This window comes from Vibrio sp. 10N.247.310.17 (assembly GCF_041466605.1).
Lineage (GTDB): Bacteria > Pseudomonadota > Gammaproteobacteria > Enterobacterales > Vibrionaceae > Vibrio > Vibrio tasmaniensis_A.
This window is the reverse complement of the sequence record NZ_JBFSTC010000060.1, coordinates 22,714-33,016: the sequence shown is the minus strand read 5'-3', so window position 1 is coordinate 33,016 and position 10,303 is coordinate 22,714. Positions and strand designations below refer to the sequence as shown.

The following is a 10,303-nucleotide window of genomic DNA, read 5'->3' as shown; positions in this document are numbered from 1 at the left end:
TTCTATTCTTCTATTCTTCTATTCTTCTATTCTTCTATTCTTCTATTCTTCTATTCTTCTATTCTTTCACTAATCAATCCTAACCCTTTCACGTAGCACAAGCGTTAACTTATAGATTATTTTGATAATAGTGGGGATTTTACGTGCTGAGATCAATGTTACGCAAACGTTTAAATTTTAATGTAATAGCACTTGTTAAAAACAAACCATTCTCAGTAACTCATGCTTCTTTGCCACAAACTTTCAGTTCAACAACAAAACACTCAACGACTGCACCCACTCGATCTGAAAATTAATCAAAGTGAGCGCTGGGTAGTCATTGGACGCAATGGTTCCGGAAAAACCACGTTATTAAAGGCACTGGTTAATTTACTTCCCTTCAAAGGCGAAGTCGTCATAAACCAATTGCCGCTACGTAAGTTAACTTGCCAGCAAAGAGCAAAACAAATCAGTTACCTTCCACAACACAGTCAAGTGGATGGTCGTTTAACACTCAGAGAGTACATTCAACTAACCGCTTCCAATCAAGCCACTTCTAGCTTTTCACTTGACCAAACGAGTAAAGCACTAAAGATCGATACTTTCCTCGAACGAAGAATGGGACAGCTCTCAGGCGGCCAGAAGCAGCGAGCGCATATTGCACGATCTTTATGTCAGAACACCGAGTTCCTGGTATTGGATGAGCCTCTAAATCATCTAGATCCATGTGCTCAAGGGGAAGTTTTATCACTATTGAAAGAGCAAGGTAAAACACTGATTTGCTCACTGCATGATATTTCCCTTGCGGCCAAGTTCGCGACGCACATTGCGATTTTGGAACACGGCCAGGTAGTCGCGAAAGGAAAGGTAGAAGAACTACTGACTCACAATCAACTTAAGCCGATCTTTGAAGTCGATTTAATCAGCACGACCAATAAGCGCACACAGAAAACAAGCAAATTTTTCGACATTGAACTCGACCAAGGACAGGAGCTTTCATGAAAAAACTATCAGCATTAACTTTATTACTTACCGTGTCCGCACAAGCCCAAATTACGGTAGAAAACTGCGACTCTACACTTACCTTAGATAAAGCGCCGAAAACCTTAATCACTCACGATATCAATATGTCTGAGATGGCATTTTCTCTCGGGCTTGAAGAGAATATGATCGGAGTGACCGGTATTAGCGGGTACTACAAAACGACCCCTGAATTTAATCGCCTCCAGGGCAGCATTCCGGAGCTCGCACCGAAATATCCTTCTTTAGAGGTGTTAGTTAATGCCAACCCTGATGTTTTCTTTGCAGGATGGAATTACGGTATGCGGTTGGGCGGCTCAGTCACGCCTGATTCTCTGAAAGAGTTTGGTATCAATACTCTGATTCTTAATGAGAGTTGCAGCCATATCCGTAAAGATAAGCAGCCAGCTAACATGGAACAGATGTTTGATGACGTGACACGCCTTGCGACTTTATTCGGTCAGCAAGACAGAGCTCAAACTCTTATCTCCACTTGGAGAGAGCAATTAATATTGATTCAACAGCAAACCCAGAATCAAACCCCTCTTAAAGTCTTTCTGTATGATTCAGGGGAAGAGAAACCATTCACAGCAGGAAAGTACGCGACAGTGAGCGCCATGATAGAAGCGGCAGGTGGCGCCAATGTAATGAAAGATCTGGATATCAGCTGGGGAACCACATCATGGGAGTCAGTTGCGATGCATAACCCTGATGTCATTATTCTTCTCGATTATCAAAATGGGACAGGCGCTAAAGGCATGCAAGCCTTTTTGGAACAGCACCCAGCGATGAAGCTGACCACAGCGGTAAAGACCACCCAATATCTTCCTCTGCGTTATGAGGAAATTACTCCCGGGCCAGCAAACATAGCTGCAATTGAAAAATTGGCACAGCGCATCCAAGAAATCCATGACAAGTCTTAGTACTAACCTGAACCGAACCGCACTGAACACCTGCGTATTCAGTTCTGTTTTTGCCCTCTTAGCGATGTTTTCTCTGAGTTTAGGCAGCGTTCAGCTATCTTTTGCACAAGTCGCTACGATTTTTTCAGCGGCGATGAGTCAACAGATCGACTCTCCGATAGATCAAGTCGTACTGCACCTGCGCTTACCTAGAACAATCATCGCTATTATTTGCGGTGCTGGGTTAGGTATTGTTGGGGCGTTATTACAAACCGTGACAAAAAACGATCTTGCCGACCCTTTCATTTTTGGATTGTCATCCGGTGCCGCAACTGGAGCAGTCTTTGTGATTACAGTCATCGGCAGCGCTATCGGCATTTGGACACTTCCACTCGCCGCTTTTATCGGTGGAATAATCTCGGCTTCGGCAGTGCTATTTCTAGTCAGAAAAGTGGATGGGCAAGCGTCTTCTCAAATTGTTTTAGCCGGGTTGGCTATTTCATTTTTATTTACAGCCTTGACTAACTTCTTGGTCTTCCATGGTGATCAACGCGCTGCCCATTCGATTCTATTTTGGTCGCTAGGAGGCCTAGGAAACGCACGCTGGGACAATGTGCTAATTGTGCTTGCTGGACTTATCGCCTTGATAGCCCTAGGTATATTAAAACATCGCCAGTTAGATTGTTTACTTGCAGGAGACGACGTAGCACAAACCATGGGCGTAGACACAAAACGCCTGCAAAGCGGTGTCTTTATTATCTGCGCTTTTGCAACGGCATGTTTTGTTTCTATCATCGGAGTTGTCGGATTTATTGGCTTGATGGTTCCTCATATCGCGAAGAAAATCATCGGCCCATTACACAAAAAATTACTCATCACTTCAGGGCTGATTGGGGCTTTGCTTATGCTATTAAGTGATATTTTGGCGAGAACCTTAGTTGCTCCTCAAGAACTGCCTCTTGGTGTTGTCACCACCGCGTTTGGCGCACTATTCATTGTTTCCATTTTGATGGAGAAAAGTAATGAAAGCTGAACGCTTCACCATCATTGCGATTCGTCATGGCGAAACCGAATGGAATCGAATAGGCAAAGCACAGAATCAACTGGATAGCCCTCTGACAATGAAAGGCAAACGACAGATGCATAACGTCGGTCGTTATCTTGCAACTCAAAAATCATTGACCCTCAATGCTATTTACACCAGTCAATTAGGCCGTGCGATTTCCAGTGCTAAAACCATCGCACGCTACCTGAAAGTGCCCGTCATTTCTCAAATGGAGCTCAGTGAGTTCGATTCAGAACAGCAACGAAGAACAATGGCGATTCAGTGGATCCAACGAGTTTCTCGTCACCACAACAATGAGAACCCTATTTTGCTGCTCGGACATGGCGACTGGATAAAAACATTAGCCAGTTTAGGGACACCAAAGCAAATAATAGAAACACCAAACAACGGAGAAATCCTCAGGATAGATATCGAAGTATAACGTCACATCAGGGAATCAGGTGTAACTCCTGAACTGTACCCGCAGCTGTAAGCGATGAGCCCTTTACAAGCCACTGAGTCACACGACTTGGGAAGGAGTAAAGCGCAATGAGAACCTCAACATCGTAAGTCAGAATACCTGGACACACATGAATATCGAGCGGGAAAACTCAACACCATCCATACCTTGTCTAACAAGGGAACGCTCTGTATTCGTCAATACCTAAAACGTAGATGAAGAATACTGTGGTCACAAAAGTTAAACGATCCAAAAATAAGTCCGATCTCCGCAGTGGGTTTACCACAGGTGCGTGCGCAGCGGCAGCAAGCAGAGCGGCAGTTCAAACACTATTAACCGGACAAAAGCCTGACTATATATCCATCACTCTACCTAATGGTGAGCCCGCTACGTTTAAGGTCGCGTTTATCCAAACATCCAACGATGCGGTGACCGCCAGCATTGTTAAAGATGCAGGAGACGATCCTGATTGTACCCACGAAGCCCATATTCAGAGTATTGCCCGCTGGCATTCAGAGCCCGGTTTTCACATCGATGGGGGTGTTGGCGTAGCTCGTGTGACTCTACCCGGATTAGAACTTCCCGTCGGTCAGGCGGCGATTAATCCCGTTCCTCGAAAAAACATTCTCGATATGGTGACTTTGGAATGGAACCAAGCGACCAGTCAACAGAAAAAACACGTCGGTATATCACTGGAAATTTGCGTCCCAGATGGAGAAGAGCGAGCCAAGGAAACCATTGGGCCAAGACTCGGTTTAATCGGTGGTATTTCCATTCTCGGGACACGCGGAACGGTAAAACCCTACTCCACTTCAGCGTTTTCAGCATCAGTGCGTCAATCGGTACAAATAGCGAAACAAAATGGCCAAAACCACTTGGTTCTCACGACAGGATCTCGAACCGAAAAGTCAGCGATGGCCATGCTACCAAGTTATGACTCGATGTGTTTTATCCAAGTGGGTGATTTTGTTGGGGTCGGACTGCGCGCAGCAAAACGTTATCAAGTGAGCAAAATCACCGTCGTCGCCATGATAGGCAAACTAGGCAAGATGGTCGCTGGGCACATGATGACTCACGTATCCGGTAAAGCTATCGACTTTTCATTGCTGGCCGACCTCGCCATTCAATCGGGTGCATCGAGTGAGTTTGCCGAAGCTGTTAGCCAAGCCAACACAGGCCGCCACGTACTCGATACATGGAAAGAAGCCCAATCGGGCCAAGAGATTCCCAATTACGACTTTCTTACCTTGCTCTGCAAACAAGCTGCAGAGCACGCTGCTGTGTATGTCAAACATCACGTCAGCATTGAATTCAAATTGATCGATTTTAACGGCGATCTATTAGCAGAACATCTCTGCTCAAAAGGAAGTGATACCAACACTCACTTTCATGATGAATAAGCATGAACAAGGAAAACTCCATGACTAACGATATGCGTCAAATGACCAAGCAAGGCCGTCAAATTGAAAGTGACTCCTTCTCTATCATCGATGAAGAAATAGAAACTCTCCATGGGGGACATAACTTCAATCAAGGTGAATGGAATGTGGTTCGTCGTGCCATTCATACTACGGGTGATTTTGAATACGCTAAATTATATCAATTCAGCGACAACGCGATTGAATCTGCCATTACCGCTTTAAAAAACGGTGCCAACCTCATTACCGATGTCAGCATGATCGTGACAGGTTTAAATCAAACTCGCCTCAACGCTTACGGCAATAAAGCACAGTGCTTCATTAGTCATCCAGACGTCATTAGCACGGCCAAAGAGACAGGCGAAACACGTGCTATTCACTCAATGCGTTATGCCCGCGATAACGGCCTACTCGACGGCTCTATCATAGGTGTAGGCAATGCGCCTACCGCATTACTTGAGCTATTGCGCATGATAGAAGCAGGCGAAACAAAACCTGCATTGATCATTGGCATTCCTGTTGGTTTCGTAAAAGCAGATGAATCGAAGCAAGCATTAACCGAACAAAACACCGTGCCTTACATTGCCAGCCTAGGCCGTAAAGGTGGCAGCCCGTTAGTGGTATCGACTATTCACGCCCTACTTGCTGAGTCAGTAAAATGAATAATGTAAGTACTCACTCTCAGCTTATCGATTGCTATCAATCGGCTATCACGGTAGTCGGAGTACCCGAAGATGGGTGTTTAAGCCTAACCAGTCGAGCTGTTAATGCCGTGGAGTCTGCTCGCGTTGTTGCCGGTAACGACCGACTTTTGGATTGGTTCCCCCAATTCAAAGGCCAACGTTTATCGATGAATGAAGGCTATAAAATCTGGTTTTCTAAGCTCATTGATGAATGTGAAGAAGGCGGAGTTGTGGTATTGGCTTCTGGCGACCCATTGTTCTTTGGTATCGGTGAATCTCTTCTGAAAAAGCTGCCAAATGAAGAGATACGTTTCATCCCCTCACCTTGCTCAATGCAATTGGCCTGTAGCCGAGTAGGCATTGCATGGCAAGAAACCAAAGCGATTTCGCTACATGGAAGAAAGCAGCATTACGATGGCATTAAAGGTATCGCAAGCCAAATGCAATGGGGAACTAGCTACTGCTTGCTAACCGATGTTCAAAACAACCCAGCTCGTATTGCGAAACACTTAGTCGACTTTAATCAACAAGGTTGGACGGCTTGGGTATGTGAGAACTTAGGTGGCACCAACGAAAAGATAAGCCAGTGGACTCTCGAAGACCTCGCACTAAAAAGTTCCGACGACTTCTCTACGCTCAATGTAATGGTACTGCACCGAACGCTACCTCATGCGTGGGGTGAATTGGGCCAATACGCCAACGATGATGACTTCATGAAGCGCATGCCTAAGCGCGGCTTAATTACCAAACAGCCCGTTCGTCACTTAGCGTTAGCAAGTATGGGTATTCAACCAAGATCTGTGGTGTGGGATATAGGCACAGGCTCAGGTTCTATTGCGATAGAAGCCGCTAAACAGTGCTATCAAGGACAAGTCTTCACCATTGAATCAAACCAAGAATGTTATGAGTCGGTCGAGGCTAACTTTAGAGCGCACGGTACCGACAACGTACAACTGATTCGAGATAAAGCCCCAATGCAGCTCGACACCTTGCCTCAGCCAGACAGTATTTTTATTGGTGGAAGCCGCGGCAACATGCACACCATTTTAGATTTCTGTTGGTCAGCAATAAAACCGGGAGGCGTCGTGATCGGTTCTGCAGTGACTGTCGATTCAGTTTGCGAACTTCATCAATGGAGTAAAGACAGCGATGCTCCGACACAGGTTCAACTGGTCTCTATATCAACAGGCGTACCACTCGCTCACTACACCCGTTATCAATCAGAAAATCCGATTCACTTATTTATTTTTACCAAGCCGTTTATTCAGAAATAAGCGCTTAATTTTTTAATTAAGCGCCACTCAACATATTAAATAAAAACATAATTAGAGAAAGCACAGATGAAATTAGGAACTATGTACGCAATTGGTGTCGGCACTGGAGACCCAGAATTATTAACACTTAAAGCTCACCGACTACTCAGCACCGTCGACATTGTCGCGTTTCCAGAAAAGGACGCGGGCAGTAACCACTCTTTTGCTCAACAAATTGCCGCGGGTTCTGTTAGCCCTGAAAGCATGAAAGGCGAATACCTATTTTTGCATTTCCCAATGACGCGTGACCCAAACATCAACGTTCCTGCATGGCGTAAAGCCGCCGTCACAATTGTTGAACTATTAAAGCAAGGTAAAGACGTGGCATTTGCAACCGAAGGTGATCCATCGGTTTACAGCACATGGGCATACATCCAAGAAGAACTGACAGAGCTACTTCCTGAACTTGATCCGGTGATCATTCCGGGTATCACTTCAGTTACCGCTATTCCATCACAAACAAAAATTCCACTTGCTGACGGTCAGGAGCGTTTTTGTGTTGTACCTGCGACATGGGGTATCGAGTGTTTAGAAAGGCTAGTCGAAGATTTTGACACCATCATGTTAATCAAAGCAGGTCGCGTTATCCCTAAGCTGATCACTCAACTTGAGTCGATGGACATGTTGGATTGTGCAACCTACGTGTCGCATGCCACCACAGAGAAACAAGAGCTTTACTCTGACCTACGTGATGTACCGAATGAAAACCGCTACTTCTCTATGGTTCAGCTTTCTGTTCGCGCTCGTCGTGGCGTACTACGTGGTACTAATGAATCAAAGAAATGTGCCGTTCTTGATGGTGGTAAAGCTGATAGTGGTAAAGATGGCATCGATAAAACTATTGGCGGTAAAGCGTAATGAAAATCGCCATTTATGCCATCACGCTACACGGAGCAAGGCAAGCCAAACGCTTAGCTAAAACGTTTCCGTTTGCTGATGTCTTTATTGCACCAGTTGGACAAGAAGAATACCCAGAAGCCGATGAGTTAACCCTGCCGCTTTCTGGTTTTCTTCCTCCTCAATTTAAGCAATATGATCACCATATCTGCTTTTTTGCTGCGGGCATTGTCAGCCGAATGATCGGCCCTTTGCTAGAAGACAAACGCACCGACCCCGGCGTGATCTGCATTGACGATCACGGCCAATTCGTGATCCCTATGTTATCTGGACATCGCGGTGGCGCAAATGGGATCGCGTTACAAGTCTCACAAGCACTCAACGCGACTCCTGTAATCACCACCGCTTCTGACGCTGCCGGCAGTTTGTCGGTTGATATGCTCGGATCGCCATTTGGTTGGACACTTGATCCACAATGCGAACCCGCGATCACCGCCACCAGCGCAGCAGTTGTAAATGAAAAACGCATTCTAATAGTGCAGCACGCTGGCGAACAGAACTGGTGGCAGAACAAACGTTCCATGCCAAGACACATCATTACCCACCCAGCACTAAGCGATACAGACCTTTCTCAAATCAGTACTGATGATTGGGATGGTTTAGTTCTGATTTCAGATGAAGCACAACCAAAAGGTTACGCCGACTTTAAAAATAAAACCGTACTGTGGCGACCAAAATCGCTTGTGCTTGGAATAGGCTGTGACCGCAATACTCCTTTGCATGTATTGAAAGCAGGTATCAATGTTTTCCTGACTGAATATAACCTAGCAAAAGCCAGTGTTTCAGCTTTCGCCAGTATCGCTTTAAAAGCGGATGAAAAAGGTATTTTAGAACTCTCGTCTGAAAGCCAAATTCCTTTCCACACTTATTCAGCCGAGCAACTCGACGGCGTTGAAGGGATTGAAAACCCATCAGAATACGTAAAAAAAATTACGGGGGTATCATCGGTTTCTGAAGCGGCCGCGCTAAAGCACGCTAAGCGAGATCAACTATTGGTACCTAAGTGGAAGTTCAAACAAGACGGTTTCAACATGACTTTGTCTTGTACTCGCATCGAATACGATGAACCCCTCGCCAAGAAGAAGTGGAAAAACTGGCTAGATGAAAACGTCAAAATCAACCTTCACGGTAATGAAGTGGTAGATGGTTTTCAGTGTAAGCCTAAGCATGTCGATTTAAACCGCCCGATGCTCTACCACCGCCATCACGTATTGCTATGTGAAGGTGGCCGCTGCGCGAAAGAAGGCAGTAAAAACCTTGCACACGATCTTAGACAGGTACTTAAAGCGCTCAATTTTTCCGACGGTGAACAGCGTATCAAGATAAGCCGTACACACTGTGCGGGCACCTGCAGAAACCGCGCTGCAATGGTGATTTACGAACGTTTACTAGAACATGAAACACCTGTTAACAACGGGCTTTGGATTCGAGGTATCGAAGAATTTACCGAGCAAGACTGGAAAGATTTGTTCACAAATCTAGTCGAGCGGAAATCATTAAAAGCTTATTTAGATCCTAAGTTTATCGCACCAATTGAAAATGCAGACGGCACCACTGAGCTTTAGGAACCGCTTAGTTTTAAGAAGCACAGAACTTTAGGTATCACTGAGCTTTAGGAACATAGTAGGCCAAATACTTTGCAAGCTATGAACATGATATTTCAAAGCTCACTTTAACCTCATTACCAACATGAGATAACCCGTTTATCTTGTGATATAGATTTGATAAGGACAGCGACAATTATGAAACGACTTCGTCATTATAACCAAGGCACAGCCATTGTACTGAGCTGCTTTGGTAGCGTTGTAGAACAACAACGTTATGAAACTCTAGCAGAGCGCGTACGTCAAAGTTACCCAGATGTGCCAGTGCGTATCGCCACCAGCTCAAAGATGGTGATCAAGAAGCTGGCTCGTAAAGACACGCCATGTTTCAGCCTACCTCAGGTACTCGCCGATCTAGACACTCAAGGTTACGAACGCATTTTGATTGTTTCAGTGTACCTATTCCCTACCGATGAACATCGCTACATGACATCAATAGTTGATGGCTTCAAGCAATTCTCATTGGCGCGCATTGAACAAACACCAGCGATCATGCATCACAGCCAATTAACGACCAATTTGCTTTCGGCTCTCCATGATCGTTTTGCTCCACAAGATCATTTCAACGTGTTCGTTCACCACGGTGCGCCTATGCTAGATAACCCAGGTCACCAATCGATCCATTACTGTGATGATCTACTCGGCAAATTATCGCAACGCAACTTCACTTGCTCGCTCGAAGGCGCATGGCCATTTAAGTTAGTGAAAAATGAAATGGTTCGCCGCATTAAAGAGCAATATACAGGCCAAGGCCGACCGCTTCTTAATCTAGTTCCACTACTGCTTGTATCGGGTAACCACTTCATCAACGATCTTAAAGAAATTAAAGAGATGCTGGCAGAAGACGCTGACGTTCAAGTGGCAGAGCCAATCCAAGGTGACAAGTTCTGCATGCTCGATATGCCAGAACTGTTACAGATTATCGATAAGCAAATTAAAGAAGGCTTAATTCGTTTAGGTGCACCAGAGGAAGAGAAATAAT

10 protein-coding genes and 1 riboswitch are annotated in these 10,303 nt (G+C 45.3%); all 10 genes read left to right on the top strand.

The window, feature by feature from the left end:
- The first annotated feature begins 222 nt into the window (after positions 1-222).
- The 10 genes from AB6D80_RS16140 to AB6D80_RS16095 all read left to right on the top strand — a co-directional run bounded on the left by AB6D80_RS16140 (position 223) and on the right by AB6D80_RS16095 (position 10,302).
- A complete protein-coding gene (locus tag AB6D80_RS16140) occupies positions 223-981 on the top strand; it encodes an ABC transporter ATP-binding protein (RefSeq protein ID WP_372189051.1) in 759 nt (252 codons plus the stop codon).
- Positions 978-1,922, top strand: coding sequence for an ABC transporter substrate-binding protein (locus tag AB6D80_RS16135; RefSeq protein WP_017097280.1), 945 nt, complete (start codon positions 978-980; stop codon positions 1,920-1,922). The genes AB6D80_RS16140 and AB6D80_RS16135 overlap by 4 nt, the downstream gene beginning before the upstream one ends.
- Complete coding sequence (locus AB6D80_RS16130; RefSeq protein ID WP_372189049.1) at positions 1,909-2,934, top strand: FecCD family ABC transporter permease; 1,026 nt, start codon at positions 1,909-1,911, stop codon at positions 2,932-2,934. Before AB6D80_RS16135 ends, AB6D80_RS16130 begins: the two co-directional genes overlap by 14 nt.
- On the top strand, positions 2,924-3,388 hold the full coding sequence (locus AB6D80_RS16125) for a phosphoglycerate mutase family protein (protein ID WP_012604813.1): 465 nt from the start codon (positions 2,924-2,926) through the stop codon (positions 3,386-3,388). Before AB6D80_RS16130 ends, AB6D80_RS16125 begins: the two co-directional genes overlap by 11 nt.
- A 9-nt stretch (positions 3,389-3,397) precedes the next feature.
- A riboswitch (cobalamin riboswitch) is annotated at positions 3,398-3,528 on the top strand.
- A 105-nt stretch (positions 3,529-3,633) separates the two neighbouring features.
- On the top strand, positions 3,634-4,806 hold the full coding sequence (locus AB6D80_RS16120; RefSeq protein ID WP_372189047.1) for a cobalt-precorrin-5B (C(1))-methyltransferase: 1,173 nt from the start codon (positions 3,634-3,636) through the stop codon (positions 4,804-4,806).
- A 20-nt stretch (positions 4,807-4,826) separates the two neighbouring features.
- Entirely contained in the window at positions 4,827-5,486 is a 660-nt protein-coding gene (locus AB6D80_RS16115; protein WP_372189046.1) for a precorrin-8X methylmutase, read from the top strand.
- Entirely contained in the window at positions 5,483-6,781 is a 1,299-nt protein-coding gene (cbiE, locus tag AB6D80_RS16110; RefSeq protein WP_372189044.1) for a precorrin-6y C5,15-methyltransferase (decarboxylating) subunit CbiE, read from the top strand. Before AB6D80_RS16115 ends, cbiE begins: the two co-directional genes overlap by 4 nt.
- Before the next feature lie 66 nt (positions 6,782-6,847).
- Positions 6,848-7,678, top strand: coding sequence for a precorrin-2 C(20)-methyltransferase (gene cobI / locus AB6D80_RS16105; RefSeq protein WP_269337048.1), 831 nt, complete (start codon positions 6,848-6,850; stop codon positions 7,676-7,678).
- On the top strand, positions 7,678-9,282 hold the full coding sequence (locus tag AB6D80_RS16100) for a cobalamin biosynthesis protein (RefSeq protein WP_372189042.1): 1,605 nt from the start codon (positions 7,678-7,680) through the stop codon (positions 9,280-9,282). The genes cobI and AB6D80_RS16100 overlap by 1 nt, the downstream gene beginning before the upstream one ends.
- 177 nt (positions 9,283-9,459) lie before the next feature.
- Entirely contained in the window at positions 9,460-10,302 is an 843-nt protein-coding gene (locus AB6D80_RS16095; protein ID WP_017103287.1) for a sirohydrochlorin cobaltochelatase, read from the top strand.
- The last annotated feature ends 1 nt before the right edge of the window (position 10,303 follow it).

What these genes read in the sequence shown, in the direction of transcription:
- AB6D80_RS16140 (WP_372189051.1), top strand. Translation starts at nt 223, where the DNA reads ATGCTTCTTTGCCACAAACTTTCAGTTCAACAACAAAACACTCAACGA.
- AB6D80_RS16135 (WP_017097280.1), top strand. Translation starts at nt 978, where the DNA reads ATGAAAAAACTATCAGCATTAACTTTATTACTTACCGTGTCCGCACAA.
- AB6D80_RS16130 (WP_372189049.1), top strand. Translation starts at nt 1,909, where the DNA reads ATGACAAGTCTTAGTACTAACCTGAACCGAACCGCACTGAACACCTGC.
- AB6D80_RS16125 (WP_012604813.1), top strand. Translation starts at nt 2,924, where the DNA reads ATGAAAGCTGAACGCTTCACCATCATTGCGATTCGTCATGGCGAAACC.
- AB6D80_RS16115 (WP_372189046.1), top strand. Translation starts at nt 4,827, where the DNA reads ATGACTAACGATATGCGTCAAATGACCAAGCAAGGCCGTCAAATTGAA.
- cbiE (WP_372189044.1), top strand. Translation starts at nt 5,483, where the DNA reads ATGAATAATGTAAGTACTCACTCTCAGCTTATCGATTGCTATCAATCG.
- cobI (WP_269337048.1), top strand. Translation starts at nt 6,848, where the DNA reads ATGAAATTAGGAACTATGTACGCAATTGGTGTCGGCACTGGAGACCCA.
- AB6D80_RS16100 (WP_372189042.1), top strand. Translation starts at nt 7,678, where the DNA reads ATGAAAATCGCCATTTATGCCATCACGCTACACGGAGCAAGGCAAGCC.
- AB6D80_RS16095 (WP_017103287.1), top strand. Translation starts at nt 9,460, where the DNA reads ATGAAACGACTTCGTCATTATAACCAAGGCACAGCCATTGTACTGAGC.